Here is a 20,237-nt window from a genome sequence, read left to right as displayed (position 1 = left end):
CGAAGCCTAGTGCCCGGCGGCCGCGACGGGCAAGCCGGGCGGCGCGACCAGGTCGGCCACGGCGTCCGCGGCGTGGTCGGCCGCGCGGCCTTCGAGGCCTCCACGCAGTTCCTGGTGCAGGTATTCGAAGGCCGCCACGATGGCGCCGCGGCGCTCGCTGTCGCCGAGCAGGTCCAGCGTGGCCTGGGCGAGGTTTTCCGCCGTGCAGTCGTCCTGCATGAACTCCGGGACGAGCAGGCCACGGCCCAGGCCGCAGGCACGGGCGAGGATGTTGGGCAGGCTGTACACGTCGGTCTTCAGCATGCGCAGCATGCGCGCGATGCGATAGCTGGTCGGCGACACACGGTAGCCGACCACCATCGGCCGCTTGGCCAGCATGGCTTCCAGCGTGGCGGTGCCAGAGGCCAGCAGTACCGCGTCGGCGGCGACCATGGCGTCGTGGGCATGACCGTCCGTCAGCAGGGGCGGCGTACCGGGAAAATCGCGTAGCAGTTCGGTGAGCCGCGCATGTACGCGCTCGTTGGCCGCCGGAACGACGATGCGCAGCGCCGGCATGGCCGATGCGATGCGCCGCGCGGCTTCGATGAAGATGGCACCCACGCGTTCGATCTCGCTGGGACGGCTGCCAGGCAGGACGGCGAGCAGGGGCGCATCGTGGGGAAGCCCGAGCGCATCGCGCGCGCCGTCACGGTCGGCCACCATCGGAAAGCGGTCGGCGAGGGGATGGCCGACGAAGCGCGCGTCGACGCCGTGTTTCGCGTAGATCGGGGGCTCCATCGGGAACAGGCAGAGCACCCGCTCCGCCGACTGGCCGATCTTTTCGGCGCGCTTTTCGCGCCAGGCCCAGACGGAGGGGCTGACATAGTGGGCCGTGACCAGGCCGGCGGCCTTGAGCTTGCGCTCCACGCCGAGGGTGAAGTCGGGTGCGTCGATACCGATGGTGAGGGCGGGTTTCGCGGCGAAGAGCTTGGCCAGCAGTTCCCGGCGCAAGCGGAGCAGACGCGGCAGGTGCTTCACGACTTCGGCGAAACCCATCACCGACAGTTCGCGGATGTCGTACCAGGATTCGAAACCGCTCGCGAGCATGCGCGGTCCGCCGATACCGACGAAGCGCGCGCCCGGAAAGCGCGCCCGCAATGCATCGATGAGATCGGCGCCGAGCTGGTCGCCGGAATCCTCGCCGGCGATGAGGGCGATCAGCGGTGCTTCGGCCGGAGTCGTGCTCTGCTGCATGGTGATGTGCCTGCCGCTGCGGAAATCAGCGGGCGAGCGAGCGCTCGCTGCGGTCGATGAACTCGAGCATCTGGCGCACGTCCTCACTGGTCTCGGCCTGGGCGAGCAACTGCTCGCGGGCCTCGGCCAGCGGCAGGCCGGCCATGTACAGCGTGCGGTAGGCGCGCTTGATCGCCGCGATGCGCGTGGTGTCGAAGCCGCGGCGCTTCAGCCCTTCACTGTTGATGCCGCGCGGCCGACCGCGGGTCTCGTTGGCCATCATCACGAAGGGCGGTACGTCCGATCCCACCAGGCAGCCCATGCCGATGAACGCGTGCGCGCCCACCTTGCAGAACTGGTGCACGCCCGAATAGCCGGAAAGGATCGTCCAGTCGCCGATCTCCGCATGCCCGGCCAGCGCCGAATAGTTGGAAAACACCACGTGGTTGCCCACCTGGCAATCGTGCGCGATGTGCACGTAGGCCAGCAGCCAGTTGTCGTTGCCGATCCGGGTGATGCCGCCACCGTCGCCGGTGCCCCGGTTGATCGTGACGAACTCGCGGATGAGGTTGCGGTCGCCGATGACCACCTCGGTACGCTCGCCCTGCCACTTCTTGTCCTGCGGCGGGCCGCCGATGGAGGCGAACTGCGAGATGCGGTTGTCGCGGCCGATGACGGTCGGACCTTCGATCACCACGTGCGGACCGACGGTCGTGCCCTCGCCGATGACCACATCCGCGCCGACGATGCTGTACGCACCGATGGCGACGTTGTCCGCGATGCGGGCGGACGGATCGATCTGCGCGGTGGGATGGATCATTTGTCGCTCCTTGCGGCGCACATCAGTTCGCAGCAGGCGACCACCTTGCCGTCGACCAGGGCCTTGGCTTCGAACAGGCCCATGCCACGGATGAGGCGCTTGAGCGAGACTTCCATGCGCAGCTGGTCGCCGGGCGCCACGACCGCGGAGAAGCGGGCGTTGTCGACCTTGACCAGGTAGAACAGCGGGCTGCCGGCGTTACCGTCGATCTGGCTGGTGATCTGGGTCAGCAGGCCGGCGGTCTGGGCCATGGCCTCGACGATCAAGACGCCCGGCATCACCGGATGACCGGGGAAGTGGCCCTGGAAGAACGGCTCGTTGATGGTGACGTTCTTGATCGCGGTGATGGACTTGCCGGGTTCGATCTCGATCACCCTGTCCACCAGCAGGAACGGGTAGCGGTGCGGCAGGAGCCGCTGGATCTGCTCGACGTCGACAGGGAGCGTCACGGCAGCTTTCAATTCGGTCATTGCCCTTTATCCTTTTCCAGCGCCGCCAGGCGGCGCGCGTACTCGTCGAGATGTTTCATGCGCGCCGCGTTGCGCCGCCACAGGCGGTTTTCCTGCAGCGGGGAGCCGGACGAATATTCGCCGGGTTCCCTGATCGATGCCGTCACGAGGCTTTTCGCCGTGATGGTAACCCGGTCGGCCAGTTCGAGGTGGCCGAGGACGCCCGCGTTGCCGCCGATGAGACAGTAGCGGCCGATCTTCGCGCTGCCCGCCACCGCCGAGCACCCGGCCATGGCGGTATGCGCGCCGATATGCACGTTGTGGGCGATCTGGATCTGGTTGTCCAGGCGCACGTCTTCCTCGAGCACCGTGTCTTCCAGCGCGCCGCGGTCGATGGTGGTGTTGGCGCCGATTTCGCAGTCGTTGCCGATGCGCACGCCGCCAAGCTGCGGCAGCTTCACCCAGTGGTCGCGATCGAAGGCGATACCGAAGCCGTCGGAGCCGATCACGGCGCCGGGATGGACCAGCACGCGCTCACCCAGGGTCACGCGGATCACCAGGGTGACACGGGCGACCAGGCGGCTGCCGGCGCCGACGACGCAGCCGGGGCCGATCGTGCAATGCGGGCCCAGGACCACGCCTTCCTCGATCACCGCGCCTTCCTCGATCACGCAGCAGGGGCCGACGCTGGCGGTGGGGTGGATGCGCGCCGAGGGCGAGACCACCGCGCTGACGTGGATGCCGTGCGGTGCCGCCGCATGCTTCTCGAACAGCGCGGCGATCTTCGCATAGGCGACGTAGGGGTCTTTCGCCACTAGCGCGGCACCCTTGCGCAGGGGCAGGGCGTCGGCGCCGAGCACCACGATGCCCGCCTGCGATTCGGCCAGCTGCGAGGTGTACTTGGGATTCGACAGGAAGGTGAACTGGGTCGGGGTCGCCGCCGACAAGGTGCCGACGCCGTCCACGACGGTGGACGGATCGCCATGCGCTTCGAGGTCGAAGCGGGCGGCCAGTTCGGCCAGGGTGAATTGCGGATTCCCGCTCACGGAACGCTCCCAAAAGAAAGGGGTGGCGCTTGGCCACCCCCATGATTCTACAGGGTCTTCGCTGGAGACCGCGGTTAGAACGTATTGCCGAAGGTGAACTGGATGCGCTCGACGAAGCGGCTGTCGGCATCCTTCTTACGGAACGGCACGGCGAAGTTGATGATCAGCGGGCCGATCGGCGCCTGCCACTGCAGCGAGAGGCCCGTGGAGGCACGCAGTTCGCTGGCGTCGAAGGAGCCGTAGTCCTTGTAGACGTTACCGACGTCGACGAACCAGGAGACGCGGGCCGTGTTCACGTCCTTCAGGAAGGGCAGGGGCAGGAAGACCTGCGCCGTGCCCAGCACCTTGAACGCGCCACCGACCGGCTGGCCGTAGCTGTAGTAGCCGCCCTCGCACTGGCCCTTCTTGTTCGGTGCCGAGGAGGTGCTGCCACCGTCGCACAGGCGCGGTCCGAGGGTGTTGTCCTGGAAACCGCGTACGTCGCGCACGCCGCCGGCGTAGTAGTTCTCCCAGAACGGGAACTCCACCTTGTCGCCCTTCTTGTAGAGGAGGGTGGCATTGCCCGCCGCGTCATACGTGTAGCCGTTCGAATCGTAGGTCTGACCATAGGTCTTGCCGTAGCCGACCTGACCATCGAGGTAAAGCACGAAACCCTTGCCGATCGGCCAGTAATGATTGGCTTCGCCGAACAGCTTGTAGTACTGCACGGTCGAACCCGGCAGCGCACCCGAGACCGAGGCCGTCAGCTGGCCGCCACGGGTCGGTGCCCAGTAGCTGTTACGGGTGTCGTGGGTGTAGCCCAGGCTCGACGTCCACGAATGGATCGTCTTGTTGCCCAGCGCGTTCTGGTACGCCACCAGCTGCTGCGGCGTGTAGAACGACGTGTTGATCAGGTTCGAGCTGACACCGAGGCTCGTCGACACCGAATCGAAGTCGGTGATGGGGATCGACAGCGTGGTTTCGAACGACTTCGTGCTGTAGGTGTAGTTCGCCAGATCGGTGTCGCCGTAATCCAGCTTGCTGTAGCCCAGGTTGTAGCCGATCTGCACGCCGGAGTCGGTCAGGTACGGATTGGTGTAGCTGGCGTTGACGCGCTTGTAGTACGTGCTGGTTTCCGCGCCGATCGAGAAGCGGTCGCCGGTACCCAGGAAGTTGTTCTGGGAGACCGAGGCCGACAGGATGATGCCGGAGTACTGCGAGTAGCCGACGCCGAACATCAGCGAGCCGGCGGACTGCTCTTCGACCTTCGCGGTGAGGTCGACCTGGTCGACGGTGCCGGGCACCAGCGCCTTGTCGATGTCGACGGTCTTGAAGTAACCCAGGCGCTGCAGGCGGGTCTTCGAACGGTCGATCGCGCCCTGCGAATACCAGGCGCCTTCGAGCTGGCGCATTTCGCGACGCAGCACTTCGTCTTCCGTACGGGTATTGCCCTGGAAGACCACGCGGCGGACATACACGCGCTTGCCCGGCTCGATGAAGAGCGTGAGGTCGGCCGTGCGCTTGTCCTTGTCGAGCTTCGGAATCGGCGTGACCTTGGCGAAGGCGTAGCCGATGTTGGCGAGGATGCCCTTGATCGCGTCGGTGCTGGCCTCGATGGCGCCACGGTTGAAGGTGTCGCCCTTATGGATGAAGACCAGCTTGCGCAGGGTGTCTTCCGGCAGGATGAGTTCGCCGAGCAGCTTGACGTCGGAGACGGTATAGACCTCGCCTTCCTTGACGCTGGCGTCCACGTACATGGCGCGCTTGTCCGGGCTGATGGCCACCTGCGTGGAATCGATGCCGAAGTCGGCGTAGCCGCGGTTCATGTAGTAGTTGCTGAGCTTTTCCAGGTCGCCCGACAGCTTCTCGCGCGAGTACTGGTCGTCCTTCGAATACCAGGACAACCAGTTCGTGGTGTTGGACTCGAAGCCCTTGCGGATGTCCTTGTCGGCGAAGGCCTTGTTACCGACGACGTTGATCTCCTTGATCTTCGCCGCCTTGCCTTCGCGGATCTCGATGTCGATCGCCACGCGGTTGCGGTCGAGGCGGGTGACGTGCGGATCGACCGAGACGTTGTACTTGCCGCGGTTGTAGTACTGGCGGATCAGTTCCTGCTGCACGCGGTCGAGCGACAGGCGGTCGAAGGTCTCGCCTTCGGCCAGGCCGATTTCCTTCAGGCCCTTGCGCAGGTCGTCTTCCTTGATGTCCTTGTTGCCGCGCAGCGTGAGCTTGGCGATGGCCGGACGCTCGACGACCTTGATCACCAGGATGTCGCCCTGGCGGTCGAGCTCGACGTCGCTGAAGAACTTGGTTTGGTAGAGGGCGCGAATGGCGGCTTGCGCCTTGTCGTCGCTCAGGGTTTCACCCTTCTCGATCGGAAGGTAGCTCAGCACCGTGCCTTGCGCGATGCGCGTGAGGCCGTCGATGCGGATGTCGGAAACGACGAACGGCTCGAAGGCAAGCGCATTGGCGGACAGGGAGGCAAGCAAGATCAGGGCGGCGATACGCTTCATCGTCGATTCCGTTGGGTTAATTCCAGCCGACGGCGGACGAGGCCGGCGACCGAAGAGGAGCACGCGCAGGACTCATGCCCTGCGTCGTTCGGCGCAGGACGCGCGAGCGCCCCTAGCCTGGGGTGATACGGTGAGTGGGTTCCGCGCAACGCGTGGATCCCCGTCACGAGACGAGCATTCGCTGGATGTCGTTGAAGAACGCCAGCCCCATCAACGTGAACAAGAGGACGATACCCACGTACTGGCCGGCGATCATGGTGCGTTCGCTGACCGGGCTGCCTTTGATCAACTCGATAAGGTAATACAGCAGGTGTCCACCGTCCAAGACCGGGATGGGCAGGAGGTTCAAGATCGCGAGGCTCAGGGACACCAGGGCGAGGAAGTTCAGGAACCAGCCGAGGCCGCGATTGGCGGAATCGTTGGCGACCTGGGCGATGCCGATGACACCGGAGAGGTTCTTGGTGGAGGCCTCGCCGGACAGCATCTTGCCGATCAGGTTGAAGGTGGACGCGGTACCCGTCCAGGTGGCGCGCAGCGACTCGCTGAAGGCGCGCACGGGGCCGTAGCGCAGCGTGGCCTCCTCCATGGGACGGGGCGCCACGCCGATCAGCCAGCGGGTGGGCTGGCCTTGCTCGGACTTCATCCGGGCGGTGATCTCGAACGTCCTGGGCTGCCCGTCGCGCTGCACGGTGACGGCGATCTTCGGGGCCAGGGCGGCCTGTTCCGGCACCAGCTTGGTGAACTCGCCGAAGTCGGACACGGGCTTGCCGTTGACGGCGAGGATGCGGTCGCCGACGCGCATGCCGGCGAGGGAGGCGGGATCGCCAGGGACCACCTGGCCGACGATGGCGGGCAATTGCAGCCCCAGGCCGAGCTGGGTGAAGCGCTTGCCGATGTCGCCGTTGGCGTCGAGGTTCTGCAAGGGCAGCACGACGTCGCGCTGGGCGCCATCGGTGCCGGTGACCCGCACCGGGAGGGGATCGTTGCCGAGCAGGCCATTGGCCAGCACTTCGGTGGCCTCGCTCCAGTTGCCCACGGGATCGCCGTTCATGGCGACGATGCGGTCGCCCGGGCGGATGCCGGCCACGGCGGCGACACTGCCGGGTTGGGCGGAGATCACGGGGGCCACGTCCGGCTTGCCGACCATGTACATCGCCCAGAACGCGGCGATGGTGAAAATGAGATTGAAGGCCGGACCGGCCGCCACGATGGCGATGCGCTTCCAGACCGACTTGCCGGTGAATTCCTCGTCGCGCTGGGCAGGCGAGACATCGCCCTCGCGGGCGTCCAGCATCTTGACGTAGCCGCCGAGCGGAATCGCGGCGATCTGGTATTCCGTGCCGTCCTTCGCCACGCGGCGCCACAGCGGGCGGCCGAAACCGACCGAAAAGCGCAGCACGCGCACGCCACAGCGGCGCGCGACCCAGTAGTGGCCGAATTCGTGGAAGGTTACCAGCACGCCGAGCGTAACCAGCAGCCAGAACACGGAACCTAGGACAGGACTCATCGGAGAGGGAAGGTCTCGAATAAAAAAACGTTTGGGTGGAGCGAGTTTAGCAGTAAGCGCGGTGAAGCACGTCCCGGGCCACCCTGCGTGCTTCCGCGTCTCGTTCCACGAGGGACTGGACATCGACCACGGGTTCGGCCGGCAGTTCCTCAAGAACCCGTTCGACGAGCTCGGCGATGCCGAGGAAGGGGAGGGTTCCGGCCAGGAAGGCCTCCACGGCCACCTCGTTGGCGGCGTTGAGGATGGCGGTGGCGTCGCCGCCCGAGCGCAAGGCGGCGAAGGCCAGGGCGAGGCAGCGGAAGGTTTCGGTATCGGGCTGCTCGAAGTCGAGGCGGGCGTGGGCGGCGAGATCCAGCGGGGCTACCCCCGCCTCGATCCGCTCCGGCCAGGCCAGCGCGCAGGCGATGGCCGTGCGCATGTCGGGGTTGCCCAGCTGGGCCAGCATCGAGCCGTCGACGTAGTCGACCATCGAGTGGACCAGGCTCTGCGGATGCACCACCACTTCGATCGAGTCCACCGGTGCGGCGAACAGGTGGTGGGCCTCGATCACCTCCAGGCCCTTGTTCATCAGCGTGGCCGAGTCGACCGAGATCTTCCGGCCCATGGACCACTTGGGATGGGCGCAGGCCTCGTCCGGCGTGATCGCGCCCAGGTCGGCGCGCGTGCGGCCGCGGAACGGACCGCCCGAGGCGGTGAGGACGAGCCGGCGGACGCCCGAGCGACGCAGGTCGGGCCGACCGCCCGGCAGGCACTGGAAGATGGCGTTGTGCTCGGAATCGATGGGAATGAGCTCGCCGCCGCCCTGGCGCAATGCCTCGAGCAGCAGGGCCCCGCCCATCACGATGGATTCCTTGTTGGCCAGGAGCAGGCGCTTGCCCGCGCGTGCGGCGGCGAGGGTCGAGTCGAGTCCCGCCGCGCCGACGATGGCGGCCACGACGGTGTCGCACAGGGGCCCCGCGGCGGCCCGGGTGACGGCCTCGTGCCCCGAGGCGACTTCGCAACGCACCCCGGCCGCGGCCAGGCGGCGGGCCAGATCCGCTTCCATCGAGGGATCGGCCACGATGGCGAGGTCGGGCCGGAAGCGCTCGCACAGTTTGGCCAGCGAGGCGGTGTCGCGGTTGGCCGCCAGCACGGTGGCGCGGAAGCGCTCCGGATGGCGGGCGATGACGTCGAGCGTGCTGCCGCCGATGGAACCGGTGGCGCCGAGGACGGCGACCTGGCGGATGGCCATGGCTCAGAGCCCCAGCAGCAGCTTGCCGGCGGCGAACACCGGCAGCGCGGCGAAGACGCTGTCGAGGCGATCCAGGAGTCCGCCGTGGCCCGGGAACAGATCGCCCGAATCCTTTACCTCGGCGTGGCGCTTCATGAGGCTTTCGAAGAGGTCGCCGACCACCGCGATGGCCACGGTGACCACGCCCAGCACGGCCAGGCCGACCAGCTGCCAGCCTTCGCGCACGCCGAGCAGGAAGCCGCCGAGCAGGGTGACGAGGCCGCCGGCCACGATGGCGCCGTAGACGCCGGCCCAGGTCTTTCCCGGGCTGATCCGTGGGGCGAGCTTGCGCCGGCCGAAATAACGGCCGCTGAAATAGGCGCCGGTGTCGGCGAACCAGACGATCACGAGGGAAAGCAGGGTCCACCAGTTGCCGCGCTCGCCGCTGTGCATGAGGATCGCGGCGGCCAGCGTCGGCACGATCACGAAGGCGCCCACGCCCAGCTTGAGCATGCGGTTCTCGGCGTTCGGCGCGGCGGCGAAGGTGAAGTGGCGCAGCCAGAAGCAGCAGCCGATCCACCAGGCCACGCCTGCCAGCGTCACCACGGTGAGCAGGCCCGGCGTGCGCACGATCAACAGGGCGACGAACATCGCGGCGGCGACACCGACGACGATGCCGCGGCCGACCGGGGTGCGGCAGCCGGCCAGCAGGCTCCATTCCCACGCGGCGCCGAGGAAGACGATGGCGACCAGCGCGGCGAAGAAGCCGGTGGGCGGCAGCAGGATCAGGGCCAGGACCAACGGGATGAGGATCGCGGCGGTGGTGATGCGTTGTTTCAGCATGGGGTTCCGGCGTCAGCCTTTGGCGACCTGTTCGCCGGTGCGTCCGTAACGGCGCTCGCGGCGGGCATAGTCGTCGAGGGCCTCGTCGAGGCTGGCCTGGTCGACGTCGGGCCACAGGGTGTCGGTGAAATAAAGCTCGGCATAGGCGATCTGCCAGAGCAGGAAGTTGCTTACCCGGCGCTCGCCGCCGGTGCGGATGAAGAGATCGACCGGCGGTTGGTCGGCGAGGCAGGTGTAGCCGTGCAGGCGTGTTTCGTCGATGTCCTCCACGCCGAACTCGCCACGGGCGACGGCTTCGGCCGCGAGCCGGGCCGCTCGTGCGATGTCCCAGCGCCCGCCATAGTTCACCGCCACGTTCATGTCGAGCGCCGTGTTGGCGGCGGTCCGCTCCATCGCGGCGTGCATGCGTGCGCTCAATTCGGGCGCGAAGGCGTCCAGATCGCCCACGAAGCGGATGCGCACGCCGTTGCCGTGGAGTTCGTCCACTTCCTTGTCGAGCGCCTTCAGGAAGAGCTCCATCAAGGCCGAGACCTCGGTGGGCGGTCGCCGCCAGTTCTCGCTGGAGAAGGCGAACAGGGTCAGCGAGGCGATGCCGCGACGGAGGCAGAACTCCACCGCTTCCCTCACCGCCTTCTGGCCGGCGTGGTGACCGAACGTGCGGGGGCGCAGGCGCTGCTTGGCCCAGCGGCCGTTGCCGTCCATCACGATGGCGAGGTGGCGTGGCACCCCGGCTTCGGGCCTCGCTGCCATGGGCAATATCCGATGGCGCGTCAGAGCGCCATCAGCTCCTTTTCCTTTTCCTTCACCACGTCGTCCACTTCCTTGACGAACTTGTCGGTGAGCTTCTGGATGTCGTCGTCCGCGCGCTTCTGGTCGTCCTCGGTGATTTCCTTGTCCTTGAGCAGCTTGGCCACGTGCTGCACGGCGTCGCGACGCACGTTGCGGATGGCGATCTTGGCGGCTTCTCCTTCCTTGGCCACGCTCTTGGCGAGTTCCTTGCGGCGCTCCTCGGTCGGCGGCGGGAAGTTCAGGCGGATGTCCATGCCCATGGTGGTCGGGGTGATGCCGAGATCGGAAGCCATGATGGCCTTCTCGATCGGGCCGACCATGCTCTTGTCGAACGGCTTGACCGACAGCGAGCGTGCGTCAGGCGTGGTCACGTTGGCGACCTGGGACAGCGGGGTGGGCGTGCCGTAGTAGGGCACGACGATGTTGTCGAGGATCGAAGGGTTGGCGCGACCCGTGCGGATGGTCTTCAGGTCGTGCTTGAGCGATTCGATACTCTTGCCCATGCGGGCCTGGGCATCGTTCTTGATGTCGTTGATCATGGACGTAATTCCGATGGAACAGGTCAGCAAGCGAGTATAGCAGCGCGGGCGGCGCGGCCGTGCCGCACCGCGCCAAGGAGGGGTCGAAGGCGGCCGGGCGTCAGCCCGCGTCGACCAGGGTGCCGACCGGCTCGCCGTGCATGATCCTCATGAGGTTGCCCGGCTGGGTCATGTCGTAGATGCGCAGCGGCAGCTTGTTCTCGCGGCACAGGGCGATGGCGGCGGTATCCATCACCTCCAGGCGGCGCTCGATCACCTGGTTATAGGTGAGGTGGTCGTAGCGCTGGGCGGTGGGATCGCGCTTGGGATCGGCCGAATAGATGCCATCGACCTTGGTCGCCTTCAGCAGCAGGTCGGCGCCGACTTCCACGGCGCGCAGCGCGGCGGCGGAATCGGTGGTGAAGAAGGGGTTGCCGATGCCGGCGGCGAACAGGGCCACGCGGCCCTTCTCGAGGTGGCGGATCGCGCGGCGGCGGATGAAGTCCTCGCACACCTCGTTGATCTTGATCGCACTCATGGTGCGGGCTTCGCCGCCGAGTTTCTCGATGGCGTCCTGCATGGCCAGCGCGTTCATGACGGTGGCGAGCATGCCCATGTGGTCGCCGGTGACACGGTCCATGCCCGAGGCGGCCAGGCCGGCGCCACGGAAGATGTTGCCGCCGCCGATGACGACGCCGACCTGGACGCCGGCGTCGCGTACTTCGAGGATTTCCTTCGCGAGCCGGCCGATCACCTTGGGATCGATCCCGTAATCCTCGCTACCCATCAGGGCTTCACCGGAGAGCTTGAGCAGGATACGGCGGTGGTTCAGCGGATTGCTCATGGGGATCTCCAGATTGTGTGGGGCAAAACGCTGGCAGTTTAGCGCGCCGGGAGTCATGACAGGAATGTGAAAAACTGTCGCGCATCGCGTTTTTCAAAACACCGCCCCTCGGGAGCCGACCTTAAGGGAGTCCGCTTGGTGGGAGCCGACCTTGTCGGCGATCCCGCGGCAGCGGGCCAGGTCGAGGCGAGCACCCATCGCCGCTGAAGCGGCTCCCACAACAGCATCGGGTAGGCCGGGCCGCCAAGTCATGCATCGGGACCGCGGAGGTCCGATCAGGCCCACAAAAAAGGCCGCGATCGCTCGCGGCCTTTTTCTTTCACCAGGTGGAGAGGCTTACGCCAGGCCAGCCTGCTTCATCACTTCGGCCGCGAAGTCGTCGACGACCTTCTCGATGCCTTCGCCAACGGCCAGGCGCTGCACCGTGACGATCTCGGCGCCGGCCTTCTTCAGGGCCTCGGCGACGGTGACATCGCCGTCCAGCACGTACGGCTGGCCGACCAGGGTGGCTTCGGCGAGGATCTTGTTGATCTTGCCGGTCACGATCTTGTCGAGGATGTCGGCCGGCTTGGCCTTTTCCTTGTCCGACATCTGGCTCAGCGCGATTTCCTTTTCCTTCTCGATGTAGTCGGCCGGGACGTCTTCCACCTTGACGAACTTGGGGTTCATCGCGGCGACGTGCATGGCGATGCCCTTGGCCAGCTCTTCCGAGCCACCCTTGAGGGCGACCAGCACGCCGATCCGGCCGCTGTGCGAGTACGCGCCGATCGGGCCGTCGTTCTCGACCTTGGCCATGCGGCGGACTTCGAACTTCTCGCCGATGGTGAGGGTGAGGGCCTTGGCGCCTTCCTCGACCGTGGCGTCGCCGAGCTTGGCGGCCTTCAGCGCTTCGATGTCGGCCGCGCCGGACTCGAGGGCGACGTTGGCGACGTCCTTGGTGAACTGGATGAACTGCTCGTTGCGCGAGGAGAAGTCGGTTTCGCTGTTGACTTCGACCAGGACGGCCTTGCCGGCCTTCTGGGCGACGGCGATCAGGCCTTCGGCGGCGACGCGATCGGCCTTCTTGTCCGCCTTGGCGAGGCCGTTCTTGCGCAGCCATTCCATCGCCGCTTCGATGTCGCCGTTGTTTTCGACGAGTGCCTTCTTGCACTCCATCATGCCTACGCCGGAACGCTCACGCAGTTCCTTGACGAGGCCCGCGGTGATCTCAGCCATGGTAATTCCTCAATGATTTGATGGGCGCCGCGGCGGTGGTGCCGCGGCGCCGGATGAAACGGAAGAGCGTGCTACGGGACGGGGCGCTTACGCGCGGCCACGACCACCGTCACGGCCGCCTTCGCGGCGCGGCGCACCCTTCTTGGCCGCCGGGGCGCCACGACGCTCGCCACGCGGGGCTTCGTCCTTGGCCACCGGATTGCCTTCCTCGTCCAGCTCGACGAACTCGTTCGCGTCGCCACGGGCGGCGTTCGGCGAAGCGGCCTTGCCTTCCAGGATGGAGTCGGCGGCGGCACGGGCGTACAGCTGGATGGCTCGGATGGCGTCGTCGTTACCCGGGATGGCGTAGTCGACGAGGGCCGGGTCGTAGTTGGTATCGACGACGGCGACGACCGGGATGCCGAGCTTGCGGGCTTCCTGGACGGCGATGTCTTCGTGGCCGATGTCCACGATGAAGAGGGCGTCCGGCAGGCGGTTCATGTCCTTGATGCCGCCCAGCGAGTTCTGCAGCTTGTCGCGCTCGCGACGGCGGGCCAGCACTTCGTGCTTGACCAGGCGCTCGAACGAACCGTCGGTTTCAGCGGCCTCGAGTTCCTTCAGGCGGGCGACCGACTGCTTGACCGTGCGGAAGTTGGTCAGCATGCCGCCGAGCCAGCGGGCGGTGACGAACGGCTGGCCGGCGCGCGCGGCTTCCTCGGCGAGGGCCTCGCGGGCCGAACGCTTGGTGCCGACGAACAGGATGGTGCCGCCCTTCTGGGCCAGGCCCGAGAGGAAGTTCATCGCGTCGGTGAAGAGCGGGAGCGTCTTCTCGAGGTTGATGATGTGGATCTTGCCGCGGGCGCCGAAGATGTACGGAGCCATCTTGGGGTTCCAGTAGCGGGTCTGGTGGCCGAAATGGACGCCGGCTTCCAGCATCTCGCGCATGGTGACTTGTGCCATGGAATTACTCCTGGGCGAACCGCTCGAGCGGTTCTATGGGGGTTGGGACCTCCACGCATCCCCGGCTTCGACCCGGCCTGACCGCGGCGCCTTTCGCGACGACGGCAGGACGGGCACCCCGAAGGCGGTGCCGATGCGTGTGTGGCGTTAAAAGCGAATGCCTCGCGCCGGGCCAAGGATGGCTTCGTGCGGTTACAATCGCGCTTCGATTCGCCGCCGCGGTCACTTGAGAGTGACTTCGCCGGACAGCAAAACTCGCTAATTGTAGCCCCTGGACCCACCCGGCCGCAAGCCAAGGGTGGATTTCCGGCAGGGTCGCCGCCACCTCGGGTGGCAGGCCCAATACCCTGAGGGCAAAGGAAAAAGAGAACCCATCATGGCAGTCGTACCGAAGACCCCCGAAGAGATCCAGGCCATGCGCGAGGCCGGCCGCCTGGCCGCCGAGGTGCTGGCCATGCTCGTGCCGCACGTGAAGCCGGGCGTCACCACGGAATACCTGGACCAGCTCGCCCACGACCACATCGTGAACGTACAGAAGGCGATCCCCGCCAACGTCGGCTACCGGGGCTACCCGAAAACCACCTGCACGTCGGTCAACCACGTGATCTGCCACGGGATTCCCAGCCCGAGCAAGGTCCTGAAGGACGGTGACATCGTCAATATCGACGTCACCGTGATCAAGGACGGTTGGCACGGCGATACCAGCCGCATGTATTTCGTGGGCACGCCCAGCGTGCTGGCGAAGCGCCTGGTCGATACCACCTTCGAGGCGATGATGAAGGGTATCGAGGCGGTCAAGCCGGGCGCGACGCTGGGCGACGTCGGCGCCGCGATCCAGAAGCACGCCGAGGCGGCGGGCTTCTCGGTGGTCCGCGAGTACTGCGGCCACGGCATCGGCAAGGTCTACCACGACGAGCCCCAGGTGCTGCACTACGGGCGTGCCGGCACGGGCCTGGAGCTGAAGCCGGGCATGACCTTCACCATCGAGCCGATGGTCAATGCGGGTAAGCCGCAGACCAAGTCGCTGCCGGACGGCTGGACCGTGGTCACCAAGGACCATTCGCTCTCGGCGCAATGGGAGCACACCATCGCGGTCACCGAGGATGGTTTCGAGATCCTCACCCCCTGGCCGGACGCCGCCTGATGCACTTTCGACGAGGACGCGCCTAGCCCTCGTCCGTTTCACCCCCACCACCATCGAGGGCTCCCGACGTGACGCTGCCATCGCTTCCACGCCTGCCCGCCGTGGTGCCCCGCTCGGGCGTGTCGCCCGAAGCGCGGCGTTCGCTCAGGCAGTTGCTGGGCGACGTCGATCGTGCGCTCACCGTCGCCTTCCACGACGGCGAGGATGCGTCCGCGCTGGCCCAGCGCCGGGGAGAGATCGTCGAGCGCATCGTCGTCCACACCTGGGGCGCCTGCCTGGGCGACATGGCGGCCGCGGCGCTGTTCGCGGTGGGTGGCTTCGGTCGCGGCATGCTTTTCCCCCGGTCGGACGTGGACCTGCTCGCGCTGGTAGGGGAAAGCTCGCCGGCGCTGTACCGTGCGCTGGAAAACTTCTTCGCCTGCCTGTGGGACATCGGCCTGAAGCCCGGGCACGCCGTGCGCACCACGGAACAATGCCGTGACCTGGCGGCGCGGGACCTCAGCGTCTTCACCAGCCTGCTCGATGCCCGGCGACTGGTCGGCTGGCCCATCCTGGGCAACGAACTCCGCGGCATCCTCGACGATCCCGAGGTGTGGCCGCCACGGGCCTATCTCGCCGCGCGCCTGGCCGAACGCGATGCGCGGCACGCGCGTTACGACGATACCGCGCAGAACCTGGAGCCCAACCTGAAGGACGGCCCGGGCGGACTGCGCACGCTCGATGCCATCCGCTGGCTGGGACGGCGCCTGGCCGACGCGCCGGATTTCGACGCGATGGTGGCCGAAGGATTGTTGGAGCCGGTGGAAGTGGCGCGGCTGACCCGAGCGGAAGAGACCCTTCGTCGTTACCGTTATGCCTTGCACCTGGAGGCGGGACGCGCCGAGGAGCGACTGCTGTTCGATTACCAGCGGGCGCTGGCCGCGCGGCTCGGTTTCGAGGACGAGCACGCGAAGAACCTGGGCGTCGAGCAGTTCATGCAGGGCTACTACCGCGCCGCCACGCAGATCGAGCGCTCGGGCACGCAACTGGTCGAGCGTTTCGAGGAGATGCTCGACCCGGCGACGGAGCCTATGCCGGTAGGCAATGACTACGTGCGCTACGGCGCGCGTATCGCCTTGCGCAATCCGCACCTGTTCATACGCCGCCCTTCGGCGCTCGTGGAAATTTTCATCGCCCGCCTCGACGAACCGGGCATCGCCGGCTTCACCGCCGAGACGATGCGGCGCATCCAGCATGCGGTGTCGGCACACGGCGAGTCGCTCGCCGACGATCCGCAGGTGCTGAGCGCCTTCCTCACGCTGCTTCGCCGTGGCGCGCCCGCCGTGGAAGCCTTGTGGCGGATGAACCGGCATGGTTTGCTCGCGGCGGTGCTGCCCGCCTTCGGCAAGGTCGTGGGGCGCATGCAATACGACCTGTTCCACGTCTACACCGTCGACGAACATACGTTGCGGGTACTGCGCAACGTCGCCCGTTTCGCCGAGCCTGCCGCCCGGCGCGATTTTCCCATCGCATGCGAGATCTGGCCGCATGTCGAAAAGCCCGAACTGTTGCTGTTGGCCGCGCTGTTCCACGACATCGCCAAGGGCCGCGGCGGCGATCATTCCATGTTGGGCGAAGAAGACGCTCGCGCCTTCTGCACACGGCTGGGCCTTCCGGATGAGCAAGTGGAACTGGTCGCCTGGCTGGTCCGCCATCACCTGCTGATGAGCACGACGGCGCAGCGCCAGGACATCACCGATCCCGACGTCGTGCATCGCTTCGGCGCCGTGGTGGAGGACTGGGAGCACCTGGACCATCTCTACCTGCTCACCATCGCCGACATCATCGGCACGAGCCCCAAGCTGTGGAACGCATGGAAGGATCGCTTGCTCGCGGATCTCTATACGGCCACGCGCTTCGCCCTGCGCAGCGACCTCACGCCGCCTGGTCACTCGGGGATGCGCGTGCGCGAGTGCCGCGACCGCGCCCTCGACATGCTGGTGGCCGAACACGTCGCCGCCGACGATATCGCCAGGGTGTGGGCTGAATTTCCCGATACGAGCTTCCTGCGCCACCGGCCGGAGCAGATCGCCTGGCAGACCGCCGCCATCCTGCGTGCGCATGGCGCCACGCCGCTGGTCGAAGTGCATCCCTTCTCGGTGCGGGGCAGCACGGAACTCTTCATCTACACCCCCGACCGCGACGGCTTGTTCGCCACGGTGACGGCGGTGCTCGACCGCCTGCGCTTCTCGGTGGTGGAAGCGCGCGTCCTCGTTTCCAGCACGGGCAAGGCGCTCGATACCTTCCTCTTGCTGGAATCGGACTCGCAGGCCCCCGCGTCGCTGCAACGGTCCGAGGAATTGCGCATGCGCATGCTGCGCGCGCTCGACCAGCCGGCGGGGCAGGGGCCGCCCAAGCGCAGCCTGTCGCGCCACCTGCGTCACTTCCAGATGGCACCGCGCATCGAGTTCGTCGACGCGGGCGAACGCACGCAGCTCGCGCTGGTGTGCACCGACCGCCCCGGCCTGCTCGCGGCCGTGGCCCAGGCGCTGGCCGAGGCCGAAGTGCGCGTGCATGATGCGCGCATCGCCACGTTCGGCGAACGCGTCGAAGATTTCTTCCAACTTACCGATCGCAGCAATGCGCCGTTGTCGCCCGAACGCCGGGAGATCCTGCGGGATTGCCTGCTGCGCCACATCGGTTCCGAACATCCCAGGACTCCCCACCATGCAGATGCAAACGCTTGAATCCTTGATCGACAGCGCCTTCGAACGCCGCGCCGAACTGACCCAGAACGAGATCGAAGGCGACCTGCGCGAGGCCGTCGAGCAAGTGCTCAACCTGCTCGAGTCCGGCGAGCGCCGCGTGGCCGAACCCGATGGCAACGGTGGGTGGAAGGTCAACCAGTGGCTCAAGAAGGCCGTCCTTCTCTATTTCCGCATGAACGGCAACCAGGTCGTCGATGGTGGCCCGTCGAGCGCGTTCGACAAGGTGCCGCTGCGCTTCACCGGCGGCGATGCCACTGAATACGCCGCGCTCGGCGCGCGCGTGGTGCCGGGTGCGCTGGTGCGGCGTGGCGCGCATATCGCCAAGGACGTCGTGCTGATGCCGAGCTACACGAACATCGGTGCCCATGTCGGTGCGGGCACGATGGTCGATACCTGGGCCACGGTCGGCTCCTGTGCGCAGATCGGCGCCAACGTGCACCTGTCCGGCGGCGTCGGCATCGGCGGCGTGCTCGAACCGCTGCAGGCCAATCCGACCATCATCGAGGACAACTGCTTCATCGGCGCGCGTTCCGAGGTGGTCGAGGGCGTGGTGGTGGAGAAGGGCTCGGTGATCGGCATGGGCGTGTTCCTGGGCCAGTCCACTCGCATCTACAACCGCGCCACGGGCGAGGTCAGCTATGGCCGAGTGCCCGCGGGCAGTGTCGTCGTCTCCGGCAGCCTTCCGGCGAAGGACGGCAGCCACAGCCTCTATGCGGCGGTCATCGTGAAGCAGGTGGACGAAAAGACCCGTTCGAAGACCGGCATCAACGAACTCCTGCGCAGCGGCGACTGATCCATGACGATCACGGTGTATGGCTTACCCAACTGCGATACCTGCAAGAAGGCGCGCAACTGGCTCACCCGCTTCGAGGTGGCGCACGAATTCGTCGACTACCGCGCGAACCCGGTGCCTCCCGCCACGCTGAAGGCGTGGGCCGGCAAGCTCGGCGGTTGGGAAAAACTGGTCAACAAGGCCTCGACGACCTGGCGCATCCTGTTGCCACAGCGCAAGGACCCGCGCAGCGATCCGGAGTGGACGCTCTTGCTGAAGGAGTACCCGGCATTGATAAAACGCCCGGTGGTGGTCGAGGGCGACGAGGTGACGGTCGGCTTCAGCGACAACGCGTTCAAGAAGCGCTTCGGGAAATAGCGTTAGCCGATCTTCCCAATTTACAGGCGCATGACCGGCCCGCTGCGCTGCATGGCCATCTGCTGGGACTGCTGCATCTCCTGCTGTTGTTGCTGGACCTGTAGCGCCTGCTGATCCAACTGCCCGGCCTGGGCGAGGGTCTCCTCCTTGGGCGGTGCCGGCGTGTCGATCGACACGGCGACCGGGGCACCGCGGCGCGTGCCGTCGAAGACGATGTGGCGGTCCTCGATGTCCACCGCCGGGAGGCGGTCGGGCCGGTGGATGCCGGCGTGGCGGGCGCGCAGGGCGACCTCGGCGGCCTTGTCGTCGGAGACCTCCATCGGCAGCTGGTTGCGGATCGCGGCGTAAAGCGGGTCGTCGCCCGGTTTCGGCAGGGTCGAGCGAGGCGTGTGTCCGGCCAGCGGGTGCGGGGAATCGATGTGCCGGCCGGGGTCGTCCGGATGCAGCGCCTCGCGGGCGGCGGCGCGTTCCCGGCGAAGGTCGTGCGTCTCTTCCAGCCGCTGCCGTACCGCCGGATCGGTCACGTCGTCCATCTGGTCCAGGCGCACGCCGATCGTCGGCCGCGCATGATGGATTTCCACCCATGCGCCCTGGCGGTCGCGGGCGTAGTAGTGGTCGGTGCGGCCGATGAGGTTCGGTGCGTCGTGCGGGCGCTCGTTGAAAGCGCCCAGATAGGCGGCGCCCATGTCGCGCGCATAGGCGGCGCGTTCGGCCACCGGCATGTCCTGCGCGGCGGCGAGGCTCAGCAAGGTGTCCTTGCCGCGATGCAGGCCGAGGGCGCCGTTGTTGAGCAGGCTCGACCAGGCCTGTTCGACGTGGGCTTCGCGAATGGTTTCGGTGTTCACGACCTCGCCCGGAGCGGCGACTTGTTGCCGTCGGGTGACCTCTACCTCGCCGGCGTGGCGGGCCGCTTCGAGCAGCTTGCGTGGCGTCCAGGCGTCGGCGTCGACACCGATGTTTTCGAAGGACATGTCGTGGGCCGTCTGGACCTGCTTGGCGGGAAGGTTCAACGCAAGATGCGTCTGCCCCTTTTTCATCCACTGGGCGCGGTAGGTCAGGTCCTTCTGGACCAGATCGACACCGAAGTTGTCCCACTCCCGCTCGCTGAGCACCTTGCCGTTGTGCTCGCGGGCGTAGTTCTGCGCGTAGAGGTTCGCCGTCGCCCCGGGCATGTTGTCGTGGCGGACCACGCCCAGGGCCAGGCGGCCGTAGCCGTCGTTGCCCGGCTGCTCGGCGAGGTAGTTCCAGTACAACTCGCGGTTCCTGTGCTCAGCGTAGTACCGAAGCACGTTCATGTCGTTTTCGGTCAAGC

At 66.8% G+C, this 20,237-nt stretch carries 17 protein-coding genes and 1 pseudogene; 4 read left to right on the top strand and 14 right to left on the bottom strand.

The genetic code is table 11. The features are described 5' to 3' along the window. Positions 1-6 precede the first annotated feature (6 nt). From lpxB to rpsB, 13 genes are all read right to left on the bottom strand, one after another. Positions 7-1,233, bottom strand: coding sequence for a lipid-A-disaccharide synthase (gene lpxB / locus AB6730_RS03210; RefSeq protein WP_371022212.1), 1,227 nt, complete (start codon positions 1,231-1,233; stop codon positions 7-9). Positions 1,234-1,258: 25 nt separating this feature from the next. Next, entirely contained in the window at positions 1,259-2,032 is a 774-nt protein-coding gene (gene lpxA / locus AB6730_RS03205) for an acyl-ACP--UDP-N-acetylglucosamine O-acyltransferase (RefSeq protein WP_371022211.1), read from the bottom strand. Beyond that, positions 2,029-2,502 carry a 3-hydroxyacyl-ACP dehydratase FabZ gene (fabZ, locus tag AB6730_RS03200; protein ID WP_371022210.1) on the bottom strand — a complete coding sequence of 158 codons (474 nt, stop codon included), beginning with the start codon at positions 2,500-2,502 and terminating at the stop codon, positions 2,029-2,031. The genes lpxA and fabZ overlap by 4 nt, the downstream gene beginning before the upstream one ends. After that, positions 2,499-3,527, bottom strand: coding sequence for a UDP-3-O-(3-hydroxymyristoyl)glucosamine N-acyltransferase (gene lpxD / locus AB6730_RS03195; RefSeq protein WP_371022209.1), 1,029 nt, complete (start codon positions 3,525-3,527; stop codon positions 2,499-2,501). Before lpxD ends, fabZ begins: the two co-directional genes overlap by 4 nt. A gap of 74 nt (positions 3,528-3,601) precedes the next feature. Continuing rightward, positions 3,602-6,019 (bottom strand): outer membrane protein assembly factor BamA, encoded by a 2,418-nt coding sequence (gene bamA, locus AB6730_RS03190; protein WP_371022208.1) that lies wholly within the window; start codon positions 6,017-6,019, stop codon positions 3,602-3,604. 163 nt (positions 6,020-6,182) lie between these two features. Next, positions 6,183-7,526: an RIP metalloprotease RseP gene (gene rseP, locus AB6730_RS03185; protein WP_371022207.1), complete on the bottom strand. Its 1,344-nt coding sequence runs from the start codon at positions 7,524-7,526 to the stop codon at positions 6,183-6,185. A gap of 46 nt (positions 7,527-7,572) precedes the next feature. Continuing rightward, positions 7,573-8,751, bottom strand: a complete 1,179-nt coding sequence (locus AB6730_RS03180; protein WP_371022266.1) for a 1-deoxy-D-xylulose-5-phosphate reductoisomerase — start codon at positions 8,749-8,751, stop codon at positions 7,573-7,575. 9 nt (positions 8,752-8,760) lie between these two features. Then, complete coding sequence (locus AB6730_RS03175) at positions 8,761-9,579, bottom strand: phosphatidate cytidylyltransferase (RefSeq protein WP_371022206.1); 819 nt, start codon at positions 9,577-9,579, stop codon at positions 8,761-8,763. Between the two features lie 12 nt (positions 9,580-9,591). Then, a complete protein-coding gene (gene uppS, locus AB6730_RS03170; RefSeq protein WP_371022205.1) occupies positions 9,592-10,329 on the bottom strand; it encodes a polyprenyl diphosphate synthase in 738 nt (245 codons plus the stop codon). Positions 10,330-10,349: 20 nt separating this feature from the next. Next, on the bottom strand, positions 10,350-10,907 hold the full coding sequence (gene frr / locus AB6730_RS03165; protein WP_371022204.1) for a ribosome recycling factor: 558 nt from the start codon (positions 10,905-10,907) through the stop codon (positions 10,350-10,352). 100 nt (positions 10,908-11,007) lie between these two features. After that, positions 11,008-11,730, bottom strand: a complete 723-nt coding sequence (gene pyrH / locus AB6730_RS03160) for a UMP kinase (protein ID WP_371022203.1) — start codon at positions 11,728-11,730, stop codon at positions 11,008-11,010. 336 nt (positions 11,731-12,066) lie between these two features. Continuing rightward, positions 12,067-12,945 (bottom strand): translation elongation factor Ts, encoded by an 879-nt coding sequence (gene tsf / locus AB6730_RS03155; protein WP_371022202.1) that lies wholly within the window; start codon positions 12,943-12,945, stop codon positions 12,067-12,069. A gap of 87 nt (positions 12,946-13,032) precedes the next feature. Continuing rightward, positions 13,033-13,884, bottom strand: a complete 852-nt coding sequence (gene rpsB / locus AB6730_RS03150) for a 30S ribosomal protein S2 (protein WP_371022201.1) — start codon at positions 13,882-13,884, stop codon at positions 13,033-13,035. A 376-nt stretch (positions 13,885-14,260) separates the two neighbouring features. Here rpsB and map point away from each other — a divergent pair, with 376 nt between their 5' ends. The 4 genes and pseudogenes from map to AB6730_RS03130 all read left to right on the top strand — a co-directional run bounded on the left by map (position 14,261) and on the right by AB6730_RS03130 (position 18,925). Continuing rightward, positions 14,261-15,028 (top strand): type I methionyl aminopeptidase, encoded by a 768-nt coding sequence (map, locus tag AB6730_RS03145; RefSeq protein ID WP_371022200.1) that lies wholly within the window; start codon positions 14,261-14,263, stop codon positions 15,026-15,028. Between the two features lie 68 nt (positions 15,029-15,096). Continuing rightward, positions 15,097-17,643 (top strand): annotated as a pseudogene (glnD, locus tag AB6730_RS03140) ([protein-PII] uridylyltransferase); the annotation flags it as partial. Further along, a complete protein-coding gene (gene dapD, locus AB6730_RS03135) occupies positions 17,582-18,568 on the top strand; it encodes a 2,3,4,5-tetrahydropyridine-2,6-dicarboxylate N-succinyltransferase (RefSeq protein WP_371022199.1) in 987 nt (328 codons plus the stop codon). The pseudogene glnD and the gene dapD, both read left to right, overlap by 62 nt. Positions 18,569-18,571: 3 nt before the next feature. Continuing rightward, the gene (locus AB6730_RS03130) at positions 18,572-18,925 is read left to right on the top strand and encodes an arsenate reductase (RefSeq protein ID WP_371022198.1); all 354 of its coding nucleotides are present in this window, start codon (positions 18,572-18,574) and stop codon (positions 18,923-18,925) included. Positions 18,926-18,945: 20 nt separating this feature from the next. Here AB6730_RS03130 and AB6730_RS03125 read toward each other — a convergent pair whose 3' ends face one another. Then, positions 18,946-20,220 carry a hypothetical protein gene (locus AB6730_RS03125; RefSeq protein ID WP_371022197.1) on the bottom strand — a complete coding sequence of 425 codons (1,275 nt, stop codon included), beginning with the start codon at positions 20,218-20,220 and terminating at the stop codon, positions 18,946-18,948. Positions 20,221-20,237 lie beyond the last annotated feature (17 nt).

Source organism: Luteibacter sp. RCC_6_2, from assembly GCF_041360655.1.
Taxonomy (GTDB): Bacteria; Pseudomonadota; Gammaproteobacteria; order Xanthomonadales; family Rhodanobacteraceae; genus Luteibacter.
The sequence above is the reverse complement of the archived record's forward strand: the minus strand, read 5'-3'. Positions and strand labels throughout refer to the sequence as shown.

Bases quoted from the DNA above. Each gene is read 5' to 3' on its own strand.
- lpxB (WP_371022212.1), bottom strand. From the start codon at position 1,233: ATGCAGCAGAGCACGACTCCGGCCGAAGCACCGCTGATCGCCCTCATC.
- lpxA (WP_371022211.1), bottom strand. From the start codon at position 2,032: ATGATCCATCCCACCGCGCAGATCGATCCGTCCGCCCGCATCGCGGAC.
- fabZ (WP_371022210.1), bottom strand. From the start codon at position 2,502: ATGACCGAATTGAAAGCTGCCGTGACGCTCCCTGTCGACGTCGAGCAG.
- bamA (WP_371022208.1), bottom strand. From the start codon at position 6,019: ATGAAGCGTATCGCCGCCCTGATCTTGCTTGCCTCCCTGTCCGCCAAT.
- rseP (WP_371022207.1), bottom strand. From the start codon at position 7,526: ATGAGTCCTGTCCTAGGTTCCGTGTTCTGGCTGCTGGTTACGCTCGGC.
- AB6730_RS03175 (WP_371022206.1), bottom strand. From the start codon at position 9,579: ATGCTGAAACAACGCATCACCACCGCCGCGATCCTCATCCCGTTGGTC.
- uppS (WP_371022205.1), bottom strand. From the start codon at position 10,329: ATGGCAGCGAGGCCCGAAGCCGGGGTGCCACGCCACCTCGCCATCGTG.
- frr (WP_371022204.1), bottom strand. From the start codon at position 10,907: ATGATCAACGACATCAAGAACGATGCCCAGGCCCGCATGGGCAAGAGT.
- pyrH (WP_371022203.1), bottom strand. From the start codon at position 11,730: ATGAGCAATCCGCTGAACCACCGCCGTATCCTGCTCAAGCTCTCCGGT.
- tsf (WP_371022202.1), bottom strand. From the start codon at position 12,945: ATGGCTGAGATCACCGCGGGCCTCGTCAAGGAACTGCGTGAGCGTTCC.
- rpsB (WP_371022201.1), bottom strand. From the start codon at position 13,884: ATGGCACAAGTCACCATGCGCGAGATGCTGGAAGCCGGCGTCCATTTC.
- map (WP_371022200.1), top strand. From the start codon at position 14,261: ATGGCAGTCGTACCGAAGACCCCCGAAGAGATCCAGGCCATGCGCGAG.
- dapD (WP_371022199.1), top strand. From the start codon at position 17,582: ATGATGCGCGCATCGCCACGTTCGGCGAACGCGTCGAAGATTTCTTCC.
- AB6730_RS03130 (WP_371022198.1), top strand. From the start codon at position 18,572: ATGACGATCACGGTGTATGGCTTACCCAACTGCGATACCTGCAAGAAG.
- AB6730_RS03125 (WP_371022197.1), bottom strand. From the start codon at position 20,220: ATGAACGTGCTTCGGTACTACGCTGAGCACAGGAACCGCGAGTTGTAC.